This is a genomic window from Neorhizobium sp. T7_12 (assembly GCF_002968535.1).
GTDB lineage: Bacteria > Pseudomonadota > Alphaproteobacteria > Rhizobiales > Rhizobiaceae > Neorhizobium > Neorhizobium tomejilense.
In genome coordinates this window covers 96,311-119,432 of sequence record NZ_PVBK01000005.1, presented here as the reverse complement: position 1 = coordinate 119,432, position 23,122 = coordinate 96,311, and the positions used below count along the sequence as shown (strand labels likewise).

Here is a 23,122-nt window from a genome sequence, read left to right as displayed (position 1 = left end):
CGTTCCTGTCCGAAGGAACAGGAACGGAATGACCGACAACAAAGACGATAAGACACTCGGCGTAAAGAAGACCCTTACACTGAAGCCATCTGGGATGAGCCAGGGTACCGTCCGCCAGGACATGGGTCGCGGCCGCACCAAGGCCGTCGTCGTCGAAACAGTCAAGCGGCGGCCGACCCGGCCGCTGGACGAAAAGCCGGCAATCACGCCCGCAGCCCCGGCGCCCGCGCCGCGGGTGGTAGAGGCTGTCGCACAGCCGGCCGCTCCCCAGCGCCCGGCACCGCAGCAGCCTGCCGCTCCGACAGCGCGCGTCCACCAGCCGGGCTCGCAGAACGCACGGCCGCAGCAGAACCAGCGCCCGCCGCAATCCAATCAGCCGCAGCGCCCGCAGCAGCCCAACCAGCCGCAGCGTCCGCAGCAATCCAGCCAGCCGCAGCGTCCACAGCAGCGTCAGGGCGGCGCCGTCCTGCACGACCTTTCCGCTGGCGAGATGGAAGCCCGTCGCCGCGCTTTGATGGAAGCGCAGGCGCGCGAAGTCATCGAGGCCAAGCAGCGCGCCGAAGACGAGGTACGTCGCCAGGTCGAGGAAGAACGCCGCAAGATCGAGGAAGCCGCCGAGGCTGCCCGCCGCGCTGCCGAACCCAAGGTCGAACCGGTCGAGGCCCCGGCTGAGACACCTGCACCCGTGGCTGCCGAAAAGCCGGCCGAGCGCGCCGCTGGCGCCCCTGCCGGCCGTCCGGGCGAAACACGTCCCCAGGCTCCCCGGCCTGCAGCTCCCGGCGCCGCACCTGCGGCACTGCCGGTTGCCGGCCGCCGCAAGGGCGCTGACGAAGAAGACGAAGATCGCGGCCCGCCGCGTGGCGCACCCGGCCGTGGCCGAGTCCCCGTCGCTGCTCCCGCCAAGGTTCCGGCCCGCCCGAAGACCGAAGACGAACGCCGCCGCGGCAAGCTGACGGTGACCACGGTCAGCACGGACGACGAGGGCAATGCCCGTGGCCGTTCGATGGCCGCGACCCGCCGACGGCAGGAGAAGTTCCGCCGCAGCCAGATGCAGGAAACGCGCGAAAAAGTCATGCGCGAAGTCATCCTGCCTGAAACCATCACCATTCAGGAACTGTCGCAGCGCATGTCCGAACGCGCCGTCGACGTCATCAAGTACCTGATGAAGGAAGGCCAGATGATGAAGCCGGGCGACGTCATCGACGCCGACCTCGCCGAAATCATCGCCGGCGAATTCGGCCATACCGTCAAGCGCGTCTCGGAATCCGACGTCGAAGAAGGCATCTTCAACGTTGCCGACGACGTAGGCGAAATGGTTTCGCGCCCGCCGGTCGTCACCATCATGGGTCACGTCGACCACGGCAAGACCTCGCTGCTCGACGCCATCCGCCATGCGAACGTGGTCTCCGGCGAAGCCGGCGGCATCACCCAGCATATCGGCGCCTATCAGGTGGAGCATAACGGCCAGAAGATCACCTTCATCGACACCCCCGGCCACGCCGCATTCACGGCCATGCGTGCTCGCGGTGCCCAGGCGACCGATATCGCCATCCTGGTGGTCGCAGCCGACGACAGCGTGATGCCGCAGACGATCGAATCGATCGCCCATGCCAAGGCAGCGGGTGTTCCGATCATCGTGGCGATCAACAAGATCGACAAGCACGAAGCCAATCCGGACAAGGTTCGCCAGCAGCTTCTGCAGCACGAAGTGTTCGTGGAATCGCTCGGCGGCGAAGTGCTCGACGTCGAAGTGTCGGCCAAGAACAAGGTCAATCTCGACAAGCTGCTCGAAGCCATCCTGCTGCAAGCCGAAATCCTCGACCTCAAGGCTGATCCGAGCCGGACGGCCGAAGGCATCGTCATCGAAGCCCAGCTCGACCGTGGCCGTGGTTCCGTGGCCACCGTTCTTGTCCAGAAGGGCACCCTGAAACCCGGCCAGATCATCGTTGCCGGCGACCAGTGGGGCCGTGTGCGCGCGCTCGTCACCGACAAGGGCGACCATGTGAAGGAAGCCGGCCCGGCCATGCCGGTCGAAGTGCTCGGCCTGTCCGCAACGCCGGCTGCCGGCGATCGGTTCGCCGTGGTCGAAAACGAAAGCCGCGCTCGCGAGATTTCCGAATATCGCCAGCGGCTTGCCCGCGACAAGGCGGCTGCCCGCCAGTCCGGACAGCGCGGTTCGCTCGAACAGATGATGTCGCAGCTCCAGAATACCGGCTTCAAGGAATTCCCGCTGGTCATCAAGGGTGACGTGCAGGGCTCGATCGAAGCGATCATCGGCGCACTGGACAAGCTCGGCACCGACGAAGTCCGTGCCCGCATCGTTCATTCGGGTGCCGGCGGCATCACCGAATCGGATATCTCGCTCGCCGAGGCATCTAACGCGGCGATCATCGGCTTCAACGTCCGCGCCAACCCGCAGGCACGTGCTTCTGCGGAACGCGAAGGCCTCGAGATCCGCTACTACAACATTATCTACGATCTGGTGGATGACGTGAAGCAGGCGATGTCGGGCCTCCTGTCTCCGGAACGCCGCGAAACCTTCATCGGCAATGCCGAGATCCTGGAAGTGTTCAACATCACCAAGGTCGGCAAGGTCGCCGGTTGCCGTGTCGTCGAGGGCAAGGTCGAGCGTGGAGCGGGCGTCCGCCTTATCCGCGACAACGTCGTCGTCCACGAAGGCAAGCTCAAGACGCTCAAGCGCTTCAAGGACGAAGTCAGCGAAGTGCCGATGGGTCAGGAATGCGGCATGGCGTTCGAGAATTACGAAGACATGCGCGCAGGCGACGTCATCGAATGCTTCCGCGTGGAGCATATCACGCGCACGCTGTGACCTCCGGCGAACAGCCCGAACAATTACAGGAGCCGTCCGTGGCATTCACGGGCGGCTCCTGGCATTTTGAGTATTCGGTTTCTCGTGAGGAACTGGCCGCGGGGACTGAATCTCTCGTCCGGTACCAGGAGAGCAAACGGCCCGGCCGACCGCGCCTCGTCAGGACGCTCCTGACGTCAACCCTTCTTTTCGCGCCGTTCGTCATCTTCATTGGCATGACATACATCGATGACTTTCTCAGATGGCTCTCGAGAGAGTGGGAGGGAGCCTGATCAATGGCAGCATGCCTTCGCTTTCTGCCATCGCCGGGCTCCTCTTTCTGATCTTGCTGATGACGAAACCCCGCGGTGCGGCGCTTTTGGCGCCGACCATCCGGCAAGAGGAGCGTGACGTCTATCATGTCAGCGCCACGACTGACGCCACGGCACTTCGTTCGCATGCCGATGGCATGACCGTGGAACTCGATGCCAGGGGTCTTGAGGAAATCGTCGAGCTTGATGGCCGGCTTTTGCTTCTCCACACCGACGGAGCGGTCCTGCTGCCGCGACGCATCTTTCCCGACGATGAGACTGCAAACAAATTCATATTCTTTGTTCGCGGCTTGATCCGCCGCCCGTGGCGGATCCGTTGGTGCCCAACGCGTCCGGATGGACGCACAAAGGATGGCTCTGATCGTTGAACCTGCGTCCCCACCAGTGCCGGGAGAACATGGCAAAAATTTTCAGCTTCTATCGGAGGGTTCCCGACGGTAAGCATCTACCCATATCCGCATTTTCAGTTTCCGAGGAGGACAACATGCCGATTTCATTCGACCTGACGGGTAAGACGGCGATCGTCACCGGCGCCAATACGGGCCTCGGCCAGGCAATATCCGTGGCGCTGGCGCAGGCCGGCGCGGATGTGGCGCTGGTCGGACGCTCCTCGATGGCCGAGACGGAAGCCGCGGTCAGCGCGGCCGGCGGCCGCAGCCTGTCGATCCAGGCAGACCTTTCGACACTCGAACCGGTCGATCGGATCATCAGCGAAACGGTCGCATGGACCGGGCGTGCCGACATCCTCGTCAACAATGCCGGGATCATCCGCCGGGCCGACGCTATCGATTTCAGCGAGGCCGACTGGGATGCGGTGATGGACGTGAACCTGAAGACCGTGTTCTTTCTCTCCCAGGCGTTTGCACGCCGGCTGATTACCGAGGGCAAGGGCGGCAAGATCGTCAATATCGCTTCGCTGCTCTCCTTCCAGGGCGGCATCCGCATCCCTTCCTATACGGCCTCGAAGAGCGGTCTTGCCGGCCTGACTAGGCTGCTCGCCTGCGAGTGGGCAGGCAAGGGCATCAACGTCAATGCCATTGCGCCCGGCTATTTCTCGACCAACAACACCGAGGCGCTGCGCGACGATCCGGACCGCAACGCGGCGATCCTCAGCCGTATTCCAGCTGGACACTGGGGCCAGCCGGAAGAACTCGGCGGAGCCGCCGTATTCCTTGCCTCGCCGGCATCCGATTATGTGCATGGTGTCGTGCTGCCGGTCGATGGAGGCTGGCTGGCGCGCTGAGGGCGTCCGACCGCTTGGTTCTCCGGGTAACGGAACGCTCCTTCCATGCGCGAACGGGGCAATTGCCCCAACACGCATAAATTTGATCGGCATCCCGCAGATTTATTAGTTGCCATTTCTACTCATGTTTATTATCCGGTAGCTGCAACATCGCGAACCCGGCGGCAGTCGCCGGCGGCGTTCCGGTGTCCCGTTTCCGTCATTGTCGACCAGCGCCCCCAGGGCGCCGTCTGCGATGCCGAACAGTCCGGAGTATCGCCTGCCATGCCTGCTGCCCTGAAGCCCGCCTTTTCCATGCGCCAGCCAATCAGGAGCCGGTTCCCGATCGTTCTCGCGGCCGTGGTGCTGACGGCTTCGGCGGTGATGGCGCAGACGCCTGCACCGGATGCGTCGACGCAAACACCGCCCTCGCCACAGGCGACCTCGCCTTCCGGTGCACAGCCGATCCAGGCGGCCCCCGCTCCTGCCGCGCAGGCCGCGCCGACAACCTCCCGCACGGCGCAGAACGAGCCGGCAGCCTCGCCGACTGCGGTACCGCCCGCCGCACAGCCGACCAATCCCGCTTCCCCTCAGCCGGAAGCTTCCGCTTCGCAGCCCGCCGTCCCGACGGGAGCGCCGACGAGCAATACTGCCCAGCCAACGCCTGCCAGCCCGCCACAGACCCCGGCCCAACCGCCGGCAGCACGCCAGCCGATCGACATGTTCACGCAGTTCCTGGAGCCTGAGCAGCGTTCGGACCTACCGCACAACCTTTCGCCCTGGGGCATGTTCATGGCGGCCGACTGGGTCGTCAAAGGGGTGATGATCGGGCTCGCGTTCGCCTCGCTGGTGACCTGGACGGTCTGGCTCGCGAAGACGCTGGAGCTTGCAGGCGCCCGCACCCGCGCCGCACGCACGCTGAAGGTCATCCGCACCTCGCGCACGCTTTCGGACGCCGTCGGCGCCGCCGGTGGCCGCGGCGGTCCTGCCGCGCTGATGCTGCGGTCCGCGGCAGAAGAAATGCAGCTTTCAGAAGCGGCACTCGACCATGCCCATGGCGATGGGGTGAAGGAACGGGTCGGATCGGCGCTTTCCCGCATCGAGGCCTATGCCGGCCGGCGTATGTCGCGCGGCACCGGCGTGCTTGCGACGATCGGTTCGACGGCTCCGTTCGTCGGCCTGTTCGGCACCGTCTGGGGCATCATGAACGCCTTCATCGGCATTTCGGAATCACAGACAACCAACCTCGCCGTCGTCGCGCCCGGCATCGCCGAAGCGCTGCTGGCGACCGCGATCGGTCTCGTTGCGGCCATTCCGGCGGTTGTCATCTACAACGTCTTCGCCCGTTCGATCACCGGCTACCGGCAGCTGCTGGCGGATGCCGCGGCGGGGGTGGAACGGCTGGTGAGCCGCGACCTCGATTTCCGCAAGGTTCCTCCGGGCAGCCGCAAGGCGCCGGTCTCGCTGGTGGCAGGAGGCTGACATGGCCGGCGGCATCCGCGAACAGCACGGCGACGAGCTTTCCGAAAACCACGAGATCAACGTGACGCCGTTCATCGACGTCATGCTGGTGCTGCTGATCATCTTCATGGTGGCGGCGCCGCTGGCGACCGTGGACATCAATGTCGATCTTCCCGCCTCGACCGCAAAGCCCGCCGAACGGCCGGACGAGCCGCTCTACCTGACGGTCAAGGAAGACCTGAGCCTCAATATCGGCAATGACGCGGTGGGGCGCGAGCAGCTCGCGGCGACCCTCGACCGCGTCACGGAGGGCAAGAAGGACACTCGCGTGTTCCTGCGCGCCGACAAGGCGGTCGGCTACGGGCAGTTCATGGAGGTCATGAACCTGCTGCGCGATTCCGGCTACCTCAAGATCGCGCTCGTCGGGCTTGAAACGCTGCCGGCTCCGGCCGCCCCAGGCGCCCCAGCCGCGATGACGCCCGCTGGAAATGCTCCTGCAGCCGCACCCGCCGTACCGGCGACCGGAGGCAATCCATGAGCCTCGTCGTCTCGCAGGCAGGTCCGGGCGGACGCGTCGGCGAGCTGGCGCTGTGGGGCGTTGCCGGACTGCTGATGCTGACGGTGCATTTCGGCGCCGCGGCCTATCTGATGCGCGAACAACCGGAGGTGCTCGCCGAAAACGCACCACCGGCTGCGATCATGATCGAGCTCGCGCCGGAGCCGGAAGCGGCCAATACCGACGAAGAGCAGATTTCTCCTGACATGCAGGAGCAGGAACAGGTGGTGAGCGAGCAGACCCAGCCGGTCGACGAACCGCAGCCGGAGCCCGTTGCCGAACCCGTCGAGCAGCCTGTCGAACCGCCGCCGCAGGAAGTCGCCGAGTCGGTCGAGCCTGAACCGGTGCAGCCGCCCGTGGTGGAACCGCCGCCGGAACCGGAGCCCCAGGTGACAGAAACCATCCCCGAACCGCCGCCGGAACCGATCGAGGAGATCGAGCCGATCGACGAGCAGATGACGGCGGCGCTGGAAAATGTCGAAGTGCCGTTGCCGGCGATGCGGCCTCTGCCGCCGCCGGTCGCGGAAAACCCGCCTGAACAGCCGAAAAAGCCGGAGCCCATAAAGGAACTGGTGAAGAAGGTCCAGAAGCCGAAGCAGCAGCAGCAGGCCCGTCCGGACATGGCCGAGGCGAAGATCCAGGCCAGGCAATCGGACCGCACCGCCGCCAGCCAGAATTCCACGAGCCTCTTCTCTTCGTCGGTCTCCCCGCAGCAGTGGATGACGCGTGTGCGGACAAAGATTGCTCGATACGCCCGCAAATGCCCCGGCAACGGAACTGGCGTCGTGACGGTCCGTTTCAGCTTCGACGGCGGTGGCAACATCAGCAACGTGGCGGTCGCGGGATCGTCGGGCAACTCGTCTATCGATGACTATGTCGCATCGGCAGTCCGGCGTGCTTCGCCCATCCCTGCGCCGCCTTCGGGTGTTGCAAGTTCACTCAGCCAGCCGGTAAAGTGCGAATAACCGCTTGATTTCCTCGCGGTGTTCGCCACTGAACTCACCTGGATCTCCTGCATGCATATTAGTCTGAATGAAGCCGAAACGCTGGTACAGAGCGTTTTCGAAGCCAATGGCGTTCTTGCCGAGACCGCCCGATCCGTCGCCCATGCGCTCGTGCATGCGGAAGCTGCCGGGCAGTACGGTCATGGCCTGCGCCGCGTTCCCGCCTATATCGGCCAGGCACGCACCGGCAAGGTCGATGGCCAGGCGAGACCCATTGCTATCCGGCCGCGCCCGGCCGTGCTTGTCGTCGATGCGGCGCTCGGTTACGCCTACCCGGCCTTCGATATCGCAGTCGCCGAGCTTCCGAAAATCGCCCGTGAACAGGGTATCGCGCTTGGCGCCATCCATCGCTCCCACCATGCGGGCGTCATGGCGCTGACCGTGGAGCGGTTTGCCGAGCAGGGGCTCGTGGCGCTGATGTTTGCCAATGCGCCGGCCTCCATGGCCGCCTGGGGCGGCAGGAAGCGGCTGTTCGGCACCAATCCGATCGCCTTTGCGACACCGGTCTCCGGCGAGGAGCCGTTGGTCATCGATCTCGCGCTTTCGACCGTCGCCGCCGGCAAGATCATGGCGGCGCGCCAGAAGGGCGAAAGCATTCCGGAAGGCTGGGCCTTCGACGCCGACGGCAAGCCGACCACCGATCCGCACGCGGCCCACAAGGGCCTGATGGCGCCCTCCGGCGGTGCAAAGGGTGCGGCGCTGGCGTTGATGGTGGAAATCCTCTCGGCGGGCCTCACCGGCTCGAACTTCTCCTACGAGGCAAGCTCGTTCATGGACGAGAAAGGCCCGCCGCCCTCGGTCGGTCAGACGCTTGTTGTCATCGATCCTTCCGCAAGCACGGCTTCGGCTGCCGAGCGGATCGCCGAACTCGCCCACGAGATGGTTTCCGAAGAAGGTGTGCGCCTGCCCGGACGGCGCGGCCAGAACGCGCGCCGGAGGACGATCGAGCAGGGGCTTGATGTCGAGGACGAGGTAATTTCGGCAATCGAGGCGCTGGTCTAGGCCCGGAGCGCTGCTGCCGGCGGCAAGGCCGGTCAGGAACCGAGACCGATGCCGAGCACCACCAGCAGGAAGAGCTCGGCGGCGGCTGCGCAAAAGACAATGTTTTGAAGGAGAAAGCCTGCTCCAGAAACGGAAAAAGCCTGGCGCGGGAGGAGGGTGCGCCAGGCTTTAAACTTGATCGACAACTGGGAGGAGGAGGATGTCGTCGATCCGTATCGAGCAACACTGGGAGGAGGAGTGCGTCGCTCGATGACCAAAGATATAGGCTAATCGTTTAATCACGCCAACCCACCCTGCCGCAATGCAGCAATGCGCTGAATGCAGAGCTGAGCAAATGCCCGAGGCCGGCCAGATCGCTCAGTACGCTTTTTCGACCCCTGCTGCGCCGCGCCCTTAAGATCACCATATCGCTCGGGAAAAACGTGGTTTATAGCGAATTCGCGACAGACAGACGGACGGAGACGGACATGGCAGAGATTAGGTATCACGAGGGCGATATTCCGGCAGCGGATGCGGCGCGTTATACGGGGGCGATCGCCATCGATACGGAAACCCTCGGCCTCGTGCCCCGCCGCGACCGGCTTTGCGTCGTGCAGCTTTCGCCCGGGGACGGTTCCGCCGACGTGATCCGCATCGCTGCCGGGCAGAACGAGGCTCCAAACCTCGTCGCCATGCTTGCCGATCCGACCCGCCAGAAGATCTTCCACTACGGCCGCTTCGATATCGCCGTTCTCTTCCATACGTTCGGCGTGACCACGACGCCGGTGTTCTGCACCAAGATCGCCTCGCGGCTGACCCGCACCTACACGGACCGGCACGGACTGAAGGACAATCTAAAGGAAATGCTGGATGTCGACGTTTCCAAGGCGCAGCAGCAATCCGACTGGGCAGCCGAGGTCCTTTCGCCGGCGCAGCTGGAGTACGCGGCCTCCGACGTGCTGCACCTGCATGCGCTCCGCGACAAGCTGACCTACCGCCTGGTGCGCGACAGGCGTGCCGAACTCGCCCAGGCCTGTTTCGAATTCCTGCCGACGCGGGCGAAGTTGGACCTGCTGGGCTGGGAAGAGGCCGATATCTTCGCCCATAGCTGACGGGCTGACGGCGGATGGATCAAGGCTATCGCGAACGTCCGGCGGCCCACGAGACGGGGCCTTATCTCGAGCCGCTGCGACTTCTTATTCGTGGGGCACTGGCGCCGCTTCCATGGTGGCTTTCAGAATTCCTCCTGTTCGGGCTGAAACAGGCCTGGGCCTGCCTGTTCGCAGCGACCATGCTGGCGCTGCTGCTCGTCACCAAAGTCATCTGGCAACCGGGCTGGCCGGTCCATCGCTACGATTTCCTCTTCCTCGCTGCCCTGACAATCCAGATCTTATTCCTGCGCTTCAGGATGGAAAGCTGGGACGAAGCCAGAGTTATTCTCGTCTACCACGTCACAGGAACCGTGATGGAAATATTCAAGGTCCGTATGGGGTCATGGGCCTATCCGGAAACATCACTTCTTCAGATCGGTGGCGTGCCATTGTTTTCCGGCTTTATGTATGCCGCGGTCGGCTCCTTCATGGCCCGCACGATCCGCATCTTCGACATGCGCTTCAGCCACTATCCGCCAATGTGGCAGACCGGCTTTCTGGCAATCGCCATTTACGCCAATTTCTTCAGCCATCATTTTCTGCCGGACATCCGGTATCTTCTGTTTGCGGCGACCGTGATCGTGTTCTGGCGGGTGAACATCCATTTCACCACCGACAAGACAACTTTGCGGATGCCGCTGGTGCTTGCAGCGTTTCTCTCCTCGACCTTCCTGTGGCTTGCCGAGAATATCGGAACGCTGACGGGCACTTGGATCTATCCGACACAGAAGACTTGGCACGTCGTATCGTTCGGCAAGCTCGGGTCCTGGTATCTGCTTCTCTATGTGAGCTTTGTGCTGGTGACGCTGGTGGTGAAGCCGCGACCACCCGAATCTGAGAAAGAGCGGTATAACCTCTAGTTGTCCGGTAACGCTCCGTTAATTGTTCGAATCTAATTTTGCCCGCGGTATACCTCTCGACGAGACCGGATTTCGGGCCATGTTGCTTCCTACCCAGCAGACTTATGGGCTTGCCGCGACCAACATGATGCAGTCGATGCTCGACAGCATCGAGGAGCAGCGCAAGAAGGACGAAGAACAGCGGACCGGCAAGAAGAGCGACCCGGTTACCGAAGCTCGTATCAGCGCCAGCGAAGACGCCCGGCGGGCGCGCGACAAGATTACCACCGCCCTTTTCGGCGTCACCAAGACAGACCCCAATGAGCTGAAGATCGAACTCGTCGACCGCCTGGCTGCCAAGCTCGGCATCGATACCGACGAAGCGCGCTCGTCCTACAAGCTCGGAAGAGCGCTGGAGGACGCGCTGAAAGAGATGATGCCGGACAAGATCGGCGAACTCGTCGAAGATCTCGGCCTCGAAGACATCGGCATCTCGATGGACACGCTGCTCTCGGCGATCAAGAACCCTTACGGCGACGACAACCAGCGACTGATGGACGGCCTCAACCGGAAGGCCAATGGCGGCAAGCTCGACACGGAAGTCCAGCGCGTCGTGCAACGGCTCGAGGATGTCGCCGATCCGAAGACGCTCGAAGAGCTGAAGCTCGGCCCGCAGGGCTACGATCCCACCCGTGTCGAAGATGCCGAAACGCGCGCCGAGCGCCAGGCCGACATCGAGGCGGCCGAAGCCGGCAGGAAACTCGAAGACGTCCAGAAAATCCAGGACGTCATCGAAAAGAAGAACGACAAGGCGAATGCCGAACCGGCTGCCGACACGGCATCCGTGGACGATACAGCGCTACTGGCCCTGTTTGCCGCAGCCGCCGAACAGGTCGCCGGTTCCGATACCGGCGACGCTGCCGACAGCCTCGTTTCCGACGATAGCTCCAGCAAGGACGAAGCCTCCGACGCCGTGCTGGCGGAAAACGAAGCGCCGACCAATGAAATGGCGGCGAAAGCGATCGAGGAGCTCGCAGCCGAGAACGCCGAAAAGCCCTATGCCGACATCGTGCCGGTGCATGTGGATGAGATCGGCATCTATGAATTGTTGAAGAAGAAGTTGGCTGCGTGACATTGCAATAACCTCCAGTCCCCCTCATCTGCATCGGAATGGATCATTTTCGCTGAGCTGTCAGCGAAAGGTGGAATCCGTTAGCGAGTTGTTAACCTTTTTGCCCCACAGTCATATCTGTGTATCGGCACTGGCGACGCCATGAGGCGTTCCGGTCGCAACGCCGCTCGTTGCGAAAAGACAAGAACCCGTTCAGCCGAGCTGTCCTATCGTCTCTATCAGACATTGGAGCGGACGATGCTGCCCCCGGTTCGTACCAGTTCATTCGTCGACTATCAGACACCGTCGCAACAACCGATGCTGCGCCAGCGGATCGACATGGCCAATACCGTGGCGAACAGCGGGTTGATCGGTTCCTCGCCGATGTCGGCAGGCCGGCTGGATATCCTTTCGCTTTCGGCGCAGCTCCAGCTTGCCCAGGGTTTTTCCATCTTCGCCGAAACCATCGGCAGGCTGATCAAGGTCCCACGCCGAGAAGGCGAGGCATTGGCGGATTATGCCCAACGCCTTTCCGAGGCGGTCAAGGCGATGAACCCGGCCGAAAAGGCTGCCCTCGAGCGCACGCTCAACCAGCTCGTCAAGGGCATTTCGCTGCGCCTGCTCACCGAAATCCTCAACAATCCGGCAGGTCCCGAAGCTGCCCGCGTCGCCATACAGCTGGAGACCGCGCAGCTGCTCGAGCGCGACCTCGTGGCAAAGGCCGTCGTCAGCTCCTATCGCCAGAATGCCGGGGCGGAACAGGTGCCGACTTTGCCGCAGCCGGCGAATGCTGTGCCGTCAGCACCCAGCCAGGCTTCGGTGCCCGCGCCCGTGCCCACACCAGAGGCCGAGGGCCAAGCCGCGCAGCCCGGCGAGGAACCTGCGACCGACGGAGCGTCGCCCGAGGCTATGGCCGCAGATACAGCTACCCTGGATCCGGATTCACCACATGTTTCGACGGCGACTTCCGGCCCCACGCCAGATCCGACCATGCTTTCGGCGGAAGCCGAGGCCCTGCCGACGCTAACCGACAACAACACATCTCAGATGAGCGCCGAGAACGATCTCGAGACGGCATCCGTGTCGGTATCCGCGCAGGAAGCGGCCGAGTTCCCGGAGAGCGGGACGCCGGAAATTGCAGCCACCCGGGCCGATGAGACAGCGGAGACCCCATCCCCGGCGCGCCCGGAAGACGGCCGGCAAACCGCAAGCGCCGCCGCCGGCGATCGACGCATGTCTCAACCCGTCTTTTACGACGGTCCGGCCCTGGCCCGGCTTTCCCAACGCGGCCTCGAACAGCAAAACGGCGCTCGCGCACCGAGCGCAGAGAAGATGGCGAACGGGGCGACGACCGTATGGCTCGCGGAAGTGCTTGCCGAGGCCACCAGCGAACTTCTCGACGGCCTGCCGGTCGCGGCAAGGCAATTGCCGGAACAGCAGGCGCTGCAGCAACTGACCGACAAGGAGCTTTTCGGAAAATCCGCCATCCAGACGAACGAGACAGCGAGTGCCGCCGCGGCGAAATCCGTGCCGCCGACCACCGACGAACCGGCAAGCACCGGTTCAACGGGCAGCACGACCGGTCCCTCCGCAAACGCAAGCAGCCAGGCCACGGCCGCGACGGAACTCGCCGAACAGCTCGCTCTCCCGATCGCCATGCCGCATGCCTTTCGCGAAGGCGTTGCCCTGCCCTACGTCGCCTATCCGCCGGAAGAGCGCGAGCGGGACCCCGAGGAGCGCAAGACCAAGGCGATTTCGGAGACCGACGAAGACGGCGAACAGCAGCATTCGGCCGGCGAGCAGGCGTTCGGCGAAGAACACCCGGACGACGACCCCGCCCAGGACGACGAGGGCGACGACGCTTCGAAGGAAGCGGTCGAAGATGCCGACCGGGCCAACGACCTCTACTGGCGCATGGCCGGCTGGACGTAAATTCGATCCCAAAAACTGCGCATGAAAAAACCGCCGGACTTGCATCCGGCGGTTTTTGATTCTCAGAGAAGCTTCGATTACTCGTTGCTGCCGCGGTTCTTCAGAGCCGCACCGAGGATGTCGCCGAGCGAAGCGCCGCTGTCGGACGAACCGAACTGAGCAACTGCTTCCTTCTCTTCTGCGATCTCGAGAGCCTTGATCGACAGCATGACCTTGCGGTCCTTCTTGGAGAAGTTGACGACGCGGGCATCGAAGACCTGACCAACCGAGAAACGCTCCGGACGCTGATCGTCACGATCGCGTGCCAGGTCGTTGCGGCGGATGAACGAGGTGATGTCTTCGTGGTTGACGAGACGAACCTCTACACCACCGTCGTTGACGGCGATGACTTCGCACGAGACGACGGCATTCTTGCGCAGTTCGCCGGAAGCGGCGGCTTCACCGACCGAGTCCTTGCCGAGCTGCTTGATGCCGAGCGAGATGCGCTCCTTGTCGACGTCCACATCGAGAACGACAGCCTTGACGACGTCGCCCTTGTTGAACTCCTCGATGACCTGTTCGCCCGGACGGTTCCAGTCGAGGTCGGAGAGGTGGACCATGCCGTCAACATCGCCTTCGAGGCCGATGAACAGGCCGAATTCGGTCTTGTTCTTGACTTCGCCTTCGACTTCAGTGCCGGCCGGATGCGAGTAGGCAAATGCCTGCCACGGATTTTCGAGCGTCTGCTTCAGGCCAAGCGAGATACGGCGCTTGGACGGATCGACTTCGAGAACGACCACGTCAACGTCCTGCGTCGTGGACAGGATCTTGCCGGGATGAACGTTCTTCTTGGTCCAGGACATTTCGGAAATGTGGATGAGGCCTTCGATGCCCGGCTCCAGCTCGACGAACGCACCGTAGTCGGTGATGTTCGTGACGGTACCGGAAATCTTCTTGCCGACCGGATACTTGGCGGCAATGCCATCCCACGGATCCGACTCGAGCTGCTTCATGCCGAGCGAGATGCGGTGGGTTTCCTGGTTGATGCGGATGATCTGTACCTTGACCTGCTGGCCGATGGACAGGATTTCCGACGGATGGTTCACACGGCGCCATGCCATGTCGGTGACGTGCAGCAGGCCGTCGATGCCGCCGAGGTCAACGAACGCACCGTAATCGGTGATGTTCTTGACGACGCCGTCAACAACCTGGCCTTCTTCGAGGTTCTGAACGATTTCAGAACGCTGCTCGGCGCGGGACTCTTCGAGAACCGTGCGGCGCGAAACCACGATGTTGCCGCGACGCTTGTCCATCTTGAGGATTTCGAAGGGCTGCGGGTTGTGCATGAGCGGTGTGACGTCGCGGATCGGACGGATGTCGACCTGCGAACGCGGCAGGAAGGCAACGGCGCCGTCGAGATCGACGGTGAAGCCACCCTTGACCTGGTTGAAGATAACGCCTTCAACGCGCTCGCCAGCTTCGAACTTGAGTTCGAGCTTGACCCAGCTCTCTTCGCGGCGGGCCTTCTCGCGCGACAGAACTGCTTCGCCCAGCGCGTTTTCGATGCGCTCGACGTAAACTTCGACTTCGTCGCCGACCTTCAGCGAACCGTCCTTGCCCTTGGCGCCGAATTCCTTGAGCGCGATGCGGCCTTCGACCTTGAGGCCGACGTCAACGACTGCCATGTCCTTTTCGATCGCGGTGACGCGACCCTTGGTGACGTAGCCTTCAGCCAGATCGTTGGTGGCGAAGGATTCTTCGAGGAGGGCTGCGAAGTCCTCCCGCGTGGGGTTAGATACTGCCATGAAATCTCCTGAGGTGCCCTATACGGGCCCATACAGCGCCGGTGGTTCGTGTTGCACATGCCCAAGGGTCAGGTCCGCCTCCCTCATCGGAATTATCCGGGGGAGGCAATCCGGCGCGGGGACCGAACCTCGGGCTATTCTAATTCGCTATTCTAACTCGATTGTCTCTTCAGGGCGGCGTCGATGATGGTCTTCGCTGCCAGAAACGCGGCCTCTATACTCATTTCCGAGGTATCAAGCAAGTGCGCATCGTCGGCGGGTTTCAGAGGGCTGTCGGACCGGCCCATGTCGCGTTCGTCGCGTTTCTTCACGTCTGAGAAGATCGCACCGTAATCCGCCTCGCCGCCCTTGCCGACGATCTCGTCGTAACGGCGCCTGGCCCTCACATCAGCCGACGCGGTGACATAAAGCTTCACCGGCGCATCGGGACAGACGACCGTGCCGATATCGCGCCCGTCGAGCACCGTTCCCGGCCGCCTCAGGGAAAAGGCACGCTGCGCCTCCACCAGAGCCCGGCGGACCGACGGCATGACCGCGATTTTCGAGGCCGCCTCGCCGATCGCATGGGCGGACAATATTTCACGATCGAGCCCGGCGAGTTCGACCTCACGCGCCATCTTCCCGGCGACCTCCTCGTCATCGAGCGGCAGGCCTGCATCGAGCAGCGCCTTGGCGGTGGCGCGATAGGTCAGCCCGGTATCGAGATGATGAAAACCATAGGCGTCGGCGATCAGCCGCGACAGTGTGCCCTTGCCGGCGGCTGCGGGACCGTCGATGGCGATGACGATTGCAGGGTTGGACGTCAAACTCATGCTTCCCGCATCGCCCCGGATGTGACCATCAGACCGAGCAGATGGGCTCGGATCAGCGCATGCTGAGTTCCGAGATCCTCTTCGCGAAAATGCGTCGGCTGGTACATGTTTTTCAACCTCTTATCAGTCCCGAGCGGGGAGACGGCGAGGCCGGCCCCTTGCGGCGGAAATTTCTCGTCGTGACTAACATAAAGCCTTCGACCGGTCACCGCTTTCGCTCTTATGCGGTCCATGAAAAGTTTGTCTTTGACATCAAAGAGCGCAGGCTTTATGGGGACCGGCTTAGATTTTCACCCTATAAAGCCGCGATACAAGCGGCGCGCCGAACTATTCGGCCATCCCATGAGGCTCTGACTGTGGCAAAAGCGGAACTCGGAACCAAGCGAACCGACCCCGATACCGGCAAAAAATTCTACGACCTGAACCGAGATCCGGTCGTTTCCCCCTATTCCGGCAAATCCTGGCCGCTGTCCTTCTTCGAGGAGCACAGCGCCGCCAAGAAGATGGAACAGGCCGAGGAAGAAGACGTCCAGGAAGTCGATACCGAAAATCCGGAAGTCGAACTCGTCTCGCTCGAAGAGGGCGACGAAGCGGCCAGCGGCGACGACATCCCGGATATCGGCGATGACGACGATGTCGATATCGGCGATGACGACGACGATACCTTCCTGGAAGCAGACGAAGATGAAGACGATGACGACATGTCGGGCATCATCGGCGTGACCGGCGACGACGACGAAGTCTGATCCGATATCCAAGTTAAGGCCCGGCAATTCAATAAAAATTGCCGGGCACACAAAATACGGCTTGCACTCTCCGTAAACCGGAAGTAATAAGCCGCCACTCCAACGGAGCAGCCTTACAGGCGCCCGGCGGAGTTTCCCAGGACCGGCAAATACCGGACCACCCTGATGGGGCTATAGCTCAGCTGGGAGAGCGCTTGCATGGCATGCAAGAGGTCAGCGGTTCGATCCCGCTTAGCTCCACCAAATTTCCTTCGAGACATATAAAGATCGATCGGCCGGGATGCCTGCTCGGCGTTTGCGCGATATCGCCATCAAAGTCGGGCACGGCTGCGACGCCGATCGAGCCAGGCGGTGCCCTGGAGCGCTGCCAGGATGATCAACACGCCGATCACCACCCTCACTTCGGGCACCTCGTCGAAGAAGACGTAGCCGGTGACCGTCACGAAGACGATCGAGAGATAGCCGACGGGCGCGAGCACGCTGGCATCGGCGATCCGGTAGGCGCGCAGGAAGCAATATTGGCCGAGCTGGGCGAGGAAGCCGATGCCGAGAAGCGGGATCCAGTCGAAGGGCATGACCGGTTTCCAGGTGAAGACGGCCGGCACGGCGGTGATGACCGCGAGGCCGACCGTGTAGAAGACCATCATCACGGTGGTGTTTTCGTCCTTCAGCGCCCGCGTCTGGATAATCGCCAGCGATCCGAAGACCACCGAAACCAGGACGACCAGAACCTCGATATCGAAGCTCGAGGTGCCGGGCGCCATGACGATCAGCACGCCGATGAAGGCGAGGCCGGCGCCGAGCCAGCGAATGCGGCTCACCGTCTCGCCGAGCATCGCGACCGCCATGGCCATGGTGATCAGCGGCCGGGAAAAGCCAACCGCGTTGACCGTGGCGAGCGGCAGCATGGTGATGGCGAGAAAATTACTGGTCAGCGCCACCGCATTGCAGGAAATGCGAAAAATGTTGCGCCACGGATGTTTGACCCGACGCATCTCGGCGCGATGCCGCCAGATCAGCGGCAGGATGAACAGGAGCCCGATCATCGCCCGGATGAAGACGAGCTGGAAGGCCGGATAAGTCGCCCCTTGCGCCTTCACCAGCGCCGTCATGCCGCCGGAGACCAGCGTCATGTCGAGAAGCAGCCAGCCGATGCCGGTGCGGGCGTTCGAAGCCCGCTCCCGGTCCGTTTCGGGGACTGCCTCCGTGCTCACGCCGGCTGCACGAGGTTCGCCATCAGCCGGAAGGCACCGGGAACGAGCTTGTCGAGCTGGTGATGCAGCACGAGGCTGGTATGGGTATGGCGGCCCTTGCCAATCGCTCCGGAGATCAGCGCGCCCTTGAGCGGCTGTTCGTTGGCATCGTGCATGGCCAGAAGCGGCTCATAGGCGTCATCCCAGCGGGAGACGAAATAGAGGCCGCGTTCCTTGTCCCATCCCTGCCAGTCTTCCGGGCCGATTGTGTTCGGTCCCTTGAGCAGAACATGGTCCGGCGCAAGCACGGTGACTTCGGCCCTCGGATCGGTAACCCGCCAGCGCAGCGACGGCGAGCCTATCTCGATGCGGCGGACCGGGGTCTCGTTCGGATCCCAGCCATCCGTCGGCCGGTGATACAGGGTCACGAGATGGCCGCCCTCCTCCACGAAGCGATGCAGGCGCTCGGTTGCGACGGCAAGATCCTTGCGGATACCGAAGGCGAAGATGCCGACGACGATGGTGGTGAAGCGCGACAGATCGCCGGACAACGCCTGAGCGTCCAGTTCGGTGACATCGAGGCCCATGCGGGCAAGCCACATGCCGACACGATCGCCGCCGCCGCCGACATAACCGACACGCGCGCCTTCCGGCAGTTTCACGTCGACCGACAGGATCTTTAGCGCGGCGGGGGCGCGGAAACTGGTGCGGCCGATATGCCGGTAGGCGATTGGCGTGACCTGGAAGGCCGGGTGGCCGTCGATCTGCGGTTCGAGTTCGACGAGACCGGGTTTGGCCGCATCGGTCGGAGAGGCGATCCAGCCGCCGTCGGTCTTTTTCATCACCCAGCCAGCGGGTGTCTTGAAGGAAACCGGCGCATTGGTACCGGAGACATTGGCCTTGATCGGCCATTCCGTCTGCTTGGTGCCGAGAGGTACGAGCAGCGCATCCGGCAACAGGATCAACGACTGGGCGAGCGTCACCGCAAACGGCTCTTCGAGATCAAACGTGCCGGAGACGGTGCGTCCGGCGATCTCGGCCGAGATTTTTACATGCGCATGGCCGTTGCCGCCGAGCGCCGACCAGCCGGGCAGATAGAGGCCGGAAAGCGCTGCGTCCGACGTCGCGGTCAGCGCGAATACGCGGTCATGGGCGAGCGACTGAACAGATGACGAGACGCCGGCCGGCAGAATCGGGAGAATATCGACCTTGTGGCTCGAAGCGCCTTCGCCGAGCTCGACGGTGAGTGTCGCAGCACCGCCGGGAGAGATGGCGGAGGGATCGGCATAGGCGCGCTCGAAGATCGCGGCCGCATCCAGGATCGCGGCATCGACTTCCGTCCGTTTGCGGGCGATGCGGTGGCCGTGCAAAGTCGCGAACTCTTCCGATGCGGAGGAGGCGGCAATGTTCAGCCAGCCGGCGGCCTCGGTCAGCGCCCTGATGATTGCGTCGCGGTCGGGGAACGCCGCTGATGCCACTGCAATGGCGGCATCCGCAGAGCGCAGGGCTTCCGCCGCATTGGCGGGCAGGCCGGCGAATGCGGCAAGTTCGGTCAGCGATGCCGGCAGGTCCTCGAGCACCGACTGCTCGGCCTTCGGGCCGGCGGCGGAGAGCTTCAGGTGCAGCTGCCAGTCCTTCTCCGGACGCTTCGGCCAGTGACCCATGCCCTGGGAGGCATGATAATAACGCGACCATTCGCCGATCCGATCATAGTCCGCGCCGGTGGCCGGATCGCGGCCCTCGGCCACAACCGTCACCGTGGTGTCCGGCGGCGGCACTTCGTCGTCATAGGTATCGCCGCCGCCGGACCAGGCCGGCAGGTAATACTTGGCGACCTTCCAGGGCTTCAGGCCCTCGGTGAAATGTTCGGGGTATGCATTGGGATCGGCGGCGAGTGTGATCGCGGTCTCGGCGGCACGGGTCATGGCCCGGTGATGGCCATGCTGGCCGGGCACGTCGAGGAAGGTCGGAATGACGATATCGGGCCGTTCCATGCGATAGGCGCGCACCAGCCTTTCCACCGTGCGGGCCTCACCCCAGCGGGTGAAGGTGGCGTCGCCATCTTTTGAAAAACCGAAATCATGGACCGGATCGGTCGGACCGTGGCCGAGCCAGGAGACATCGCCGTCGATCGCGCGGGCGGCCTCTTCCAGCTCGCGGGAGCGGATCACGCCGAGCGGGCCGAGACGTTCGGGGCCGAGCGCGTTCTGTCCCCCCTCGCCGCGTGTCGAGCAGGCGATGATGACGCGCATGCCGAGGCCGAGGCGGAACCAGGCGAGCATACCGTTCTGCTCGTCGTCGGGGTGGGCCCCGGTGTTCATCATCGTGACCGTCGACTTCAGCCGCGAAAGCTTGCGGTGGAGCCGGACGAGCGAGGGATCGGCCATCTGCCGTTCGATGCGTTCGCGGGCGGTCAGCATGAAAACTCTCCTCAATATGTCATGCGGGAATATCGGCAAGCGCGGCAAGCGAGGTTTCAAGCTTGGGCGTCACCATGTCGAAAAGCGGAAGGGCGGCTGCGCCGAGCGCCGCCGTCAGTTGTCCCGTCTGGCCGCGCAGGACGCGCGGCAGATCGCGCTGCCTGCGGCTTGCGACCGAGGTCGGCAGGTTGCCCATGCGGGTGACGATGTCCTCGATGATCGCATCCGGCAACGCACCGCCGAGAATGACGGTTTGCGGATCGAGGATGTTTTCGAGCATGGCGACCATCGGGCCGAGATAGGTGGCGGCCTCGTCGATCCACTCCTCGACGACCGGGTGGCGATCGGCGTGCAGCATCTCGAGATCGGAAAACTCGGTGTCGGAAATACCGACGCAGCTCAGCTTTTCCTTCAGCACATAGGCGGACACATAACCTTCCAGGCAGCCGAGCTGGCCGCAGGAGGGACAGGGCCTGCCCTTCGGCACGACGGTGACATGGCCGATTTCGCCGGCATTGCCGAAGGCGCCGCGATAGGGCGCGCCGTCCTGGATGATGCCGAGGCCGATACCGACGCCGAAATAGATCATGCAGAAATTGGAGATCGCCAGGCCCGCGCCGAACAGCCGCTCGCCGACGGCCGCCGCCGTCGCGTCGTTTTCGACGATCACCGCATGGCCGCAGGCTTCACTGAGCGCCTGGGCGGCGTCAAGGCCTGCCCAGCCCGGCAGCGTCGTCGGGCCGACCGAGGTCATGCCGTCGATCTCGAACGGACCGGGCATGACGACGCCGGTGCCGAGCAGCTTTGCGCCGACCAGTTCCGTGACCGCGGCAAGCTCGGCTGCGAAAGCGGGGAGAATGTGCCCGGGAGTCGTATCCTTGAGCGGCGTGATGCGCTTTGCCCTGAGCCCGCCGGACAGATCGAGCGCCACCGTCACCATATGGTCGGCAGCGATCTCGACGCCGATGGTGGCGCCGCCCTCGGGATTGACCGCAAACTGGATGGGCGGCTGACCGCGGCCGGATTTCAGCCGGCCCATTTCCATCAGCAGCCCCTCGCCCGCCAGGTCATCGACGATGTTGGCGACGGCCTGGGGCGTCAGATGGGTGAGCTTGGCGATATGGGCGCGGCCGAGCGAACCGTGGCGGCGCACCACATCCAGCACGACGCGGCGGTTGTGTTCGCGGCTACGTTCAGGGTTCTTGCCGATAGCCACCGGGTGTGTGCCGATCGTGTGTATGGTCATTTCGCCCACCTTCGGTTGGCAGAATTCATAACGCCGGGAAACTGCATCCGGCAATAGAATAATTCAAGTAAATTATCTTATTGACAAAAGACCTCACTCAGGAAACCGTAAGGGGAGGGCTGGGGCAAAGCGCCGCAGCACGTCAAAGGGAGGTTCGCCTCCCCGGAAACCAATAAACGCGTCGGGCTGCGGTCGCATCCGAATGCAGGGAACAATCAGTCCCCAAGACCGGAGCACCCGGCGGGGCAAATGGAGGCTCACATGCGCAAGGCAACTTTGTTCGCCGGTCTCGTCGCCGGTTTCAGCACATTCGCATTCAATGCCGCGCAGGCGGTCGAAATCGAATACTGGCAGTATGTCTTCGAGACGCGTGTGAAGGCGATGGACCAGCTCATCACCGAGTTCCAGAAGGCCAATCCGGGCATCACGGTCAAGCAGGTCACCTTCCCCTATGCCGACTACCAGACGCGCGTGATCGCCGCCAACATGGCCGGCAACGGTCCCGACGTGATGCAGCTGTTCTACGGCTGGCTCGACAAGTTCGTCGCCGGCGGCCTTCTCGCCCCGCTGCCGAAGGATGCCTTCCCGCATGCCAAGATCGAAAGCGAGTTCTTCCCGATCGTCAAGGCGATGAAGCGTGGCGACGATTATTACGGCCTGCCGACCGCCGTGCGCTCGCTCGCCCTGTTCTACAACAAGAAGCTCTTCACCGAGGCCGGCCTCGACCCGAACAGCCCGCCGAAGACGCTCGACGAATATGTCGCCGCCGCCCAGAAGATCGCCAAGCGCGACGCTTCGGGTAACCTCCTCGTCGAAGGTTCGACGCTCGACATGGGCGGCCAGGACCACCAGTGGTGGCGTGAAGTGCTGATCCGCCAGTTCGGCGGCGTTCCCTATACCGACAACGACCAGAAGGTCGCCTATAACAGCGAAGCGGGCGTCAAGGCCCTGAAGTTCTACACCAGCCTGCAGCTCGAAAAGAAGATCGGCGCAGCCGGCTTCATGGACGAAGGCCAGGCGGCCTTCCGCGGCGGCAAGGCCGGCATGACCATCGACGGCACCTTCCGCCTCGGCGCCTTCAAGAGCATCAAGGACTTCGAATGGGGCGTGACCGAACTGCCGGCCAATGCACAAGGCGTTCGCTCCAACTATGCCAGCTATTTCGCCAACGGCATCAGCGCCAAGGCGAAGGGCGAGGAGCTCGAAGCGTCCAAGAAGTTCCTGGCCTACATCACCTCTCCGGCCGCCATGGAGATCTGGCTGAAGACCGTCGGCGAATTGCCGGCGCTCCGCTCTGCGGCGCTGACCGAGGCCAACCTGAAGGACCCGATCTACGCACCGTTCCTGAAGGGCCTGGAATACGCGCACACCACCCTGTTCATGGATGAGCAGGCCCAGCGCCAGAACGCCATCGACATGGCAAACCGCGTGCTGCTGCAGGGTCAGTCCGTCGAGGACTCGATCAAGCAGGCGGCCGCAGCCGAGCAGGAAATCATCGACGCGGCCAAGCCGTAAGGTCCGGA

At 63.3% G+C, this 23,122-nt stretch carries 18 protein-coding genes, 1 tRNA gene and 1 pseudogene; 14 read left to right on the top strand and 6 right to left on the bottom strand.

Annotated features, from left to right (window positions below):
• The first annotated feature begins 28 nt into the window (after nucleotides 1-28).
• From infB to C5J26_RS13865, 11 genes are all read left to right on the top strand, one after another.
• Complete coding sequence (gene infB, locus C5J26_RS13920) at nucleotides 29-2,830, top strand: translation initiation factor IF-2 (protein WP_105402292.1); 2,802 nt, start codon at nucleotides 29-31, stop codon at nucleotides 2,828-2,830.
• A 358-nt stretch (nucleotides 2,831-3,188) separates the two neighbouring features.
• A complete protein-coding gene (locus tag C5J26_RS13910; protein WP_172745859.1) occupies nucleotides 3,189-3,509 on the top strand; it encodes a hypothetical protein in 321 nt (106 codons plus the stop codon).
• A 116-nt stretch (nucleotides 3,510-3,625) separates the two neighbouring features.
• Nucleotides 3,626-4,384, top strand: a complete 759-nt coding sequence (gene kduD / locus C5J26_RS13905; protein ID WP_105402289.1) for a 2-dehydro-3-deoxy-D-gluconate 5-dehydrogenase KduD — start codon at nucleotides 3,626-3,628, stop codon at nucleotides 4,382-4,384.
• A 294-nt stretch (nucleotides 4,385-4,678) separates the two neighbouring features.
• Entirely contained in the window at nucleotides 4,679-5,845 is a 1,167-nt protein-coding gene (gene exbB / locus C5J26_RS13900; protein ID WP_371681922.1) for a tonB-system energizer ExbB, read from the top strand.
• 1 nt (nucleotide 5,846) lies between these two features.
• Nucleotides 5,847-6,362 (top strand): TonB system transport protein ExbD, encoded by a 516-nt coding sequence (gene exbD / locus C5J26_RS13895; RefSeq protein ID WP_105402288.1) that lies wholly within the window; start codon nucleotides 5,847-5,849, stop codon nucleotides 6,360-6,362.
• Entirely contained in the window at nucleotides 6,359-7,345 is a 987-nt protein-coding gene (locus tag C5J26_RS13890) for an energy transducer TonB (protein WP_105402287.1), read from the top strand. The genes exbD and C5J26_RS13890 overlap by 4 nt, the downstream gene beginning before the upstream one ends.
• Before the next feature lie 51 nt (nucleotides 7,346-7,396).
• Nucleotides 7,397-8,386: an Ldh family oxidoreductase gene (locus C5J26_RS13885; protein ID WP_105402478.1), complete on the top strand. Its 990-nt coding sequence runs from the start codon at nucleotides 7,397-7,399 to the stop codon at nucleotides 8,384-8,386.
• A gap of 467 nt (nucleotides 8,387-8,853) precedes the next feature.
• Nucleotides 8,854-9,477: a ribonuclease D gene (locus C5J26_RS13880; protein WP_046669081.1), complete on the top strand. Its 624-nt coding sequence runs from the start codon at nucleotides 8,854-8,856 to the stop codon at nucleotides 9,475-9,477.
• Between the two features lie 14 nt (nucleotides 9,478-9,491).
• On the top strand, nucleotides 9,492-10,376 hold the full coding sequence (locus C5J26_RS13875; RefSeq protein ID WP_105402286.1) for a DUF817 domain-containing protein: 885 nt from the start codon (nucleotides 9,492-9,494) through the stop codon (nucleotides 10,374-10,376).
• 79 nt (nucleotides 10,377-10,455) lie between these two features.
• A complete protein-coding gene (locus C5J26_RS13870; protein WP_105402285.1) occupies nucleotides 10,456-11,487 on the top strand; it encodes a hypothetical protein in 1,032 nt (343 codons plus the stop codon).
• A gap of 237 nt (nucleotides 11,488-11,724) precedes the next feature.
• Nucleotides 11,725-13,398, top strand: a complete 1,674-nt coding sequence (locus C5J26_RS13865; RefSeq protein ID WP_172724219.1) for a hypothetical protein — start codon at nucleotides 11,725-11,727, stop codon at nucleotides 13,396-13,398.
• Nucleotides 13,399-13,475: 77 nt separating this feature from the next.
• Here the strand turns inward: C5J26_RS13865 and rpsA are convergent, their stop codons facing one another.
• The 3 genes and pseudogenes from rpsA to C5J26_RS33090 all read right to left on the bottom strand — a co-directional run.
• Complete coding sequence (gene rpsA / locus C5J26_RS13860; RefSeq protein ID WP_046602871.1) at nucleotides 13,476-15,182, bottom strand: 30S ribosomal protein S1; 1,707 nt, start codon at nucleotides 15,180-15,182, stop codon at nucleotides 13,476-13,478.
• A 152-nt stretch (nucleotides 15,183-15,334) separates the two neighbouring features.
• Complete coding sequence (cmk, locus tag C5J26_RS13855) at nucleotides 15,335-15,994, bottom strand: (d)CMP kinase (protein WP_105402477.1); 660 nt, start codon at nucleotides 15,992-15,994, stop codon at nucleotides 15,335-15,337.
• A gap of 11 nt (nucleotides 15,995-16,005) precedes the next feature.
• A pseudogene (locus tag C5J26_RS33090) lies at nucleotides 16,006-16,101 on the bottom strand (FMN-binding negative transcriptional regulator); the annotation flags it as partial.
• A gap of 249 nt (nucleotides 16,102-16,350) precedes the next feature.
• Here C5J26_RS33090 and C5J26_RS13850 point away from each other — a divergent pair.
• Together C5J26_RS13850 and C5J26_RS13845 are read left to right on the top strand one after the other, a co-directional pair.
• Nucleotides 16,351-16,740: a TIGR02300 family protein gene (locus C5J26_RS13850; RefSeq protein WP_037080075.1), complete on the top strand. Its 390-nt coding sequence runs from the start codon at nucleotides 16,351-16,353 to the stop codon at nucleotides 16,738-16,740.
• Between the two features lie 167 nt (nucleotides 16,741-16,907).
• A tRNA-Ala gene (locus C5J26_RS13845) sits at nucleotides 16,908-16,983 on the top strand.
• Nucleotides 16,984-17,051: 68 nt separating this feature from the next.
• On the opposite strand, the gene C5J26_RS13840 is transcribed toward C5J26_RS13845, so the two are convergent.
• Genes C5J26_RS13840 through C5J26_RS13830 form a run of 3 tightly spaced genes read right to left on the bottom strand, consistent with a single transcriptional unit; the run spans nucleotide 17,052 to nucleotide 21,599 of the window.
• Nucleotides 17,052-17,954: a DMT family transporter gene (locus C5J26_RS13840; RefSeq protein ID WP_105402283.1), complete on the bottom strand. Its 903-nt coding sequence runs from the start codon at nucleotides 17,952-17,954 to the stop codon at nucleotides 17,052-17,054.
• Nucleotides 17,951-20,353 carry a PIG-L family deacetylase gene (locus tag C5J26_RS13835; protein ID WP_105402282.1) on the bottom strand — a complete coding sequence of 801 codons (2,403 nt, stop codon included), beginning with the start codon at nucleotides 20,351-20,353 and terminating at the stop codon, nucleotides 17,951-17,953. The genes C5J26_RS13840 and C5J26_RS13835 overlap by 4 nt, the downstream gene beginning before the upstream one ends.
• 19 nt (nucleotides 20,354-20,372) lie before the next feature.
• Nucleotides 20,373-21,599 carry an ROK family protein gene (locus tag C5J26_RS13830; protein WP_105402476.1) on the bottom strand — a complete coding sequence of 409 codons (1,227 nt, stop codon included), beginning with the start codon at nucleotides 21,597-21,599 and terminating at the stop codon, nucleotides 20,373-20,375.
• A gap of 249 nt (nucleotides 21,600-21,848) precedes the next feature.
• On the opposite strand from C5J26_RS13830, the gene C5J26_RS13825 reads away from it, so the two are divergent.
• Entirely contained in the window at nucleotides 21,849-23,114 is a 1,266-nt protein-coding gene (locus C5J26_RS13825) for an extracellular solute-binding protein (protein ID WP_105402281.1), read from the top strand.
• The last annotated feature ends 8 nt before the right edge of the window (nucleotides 23,115-23,122 follow it).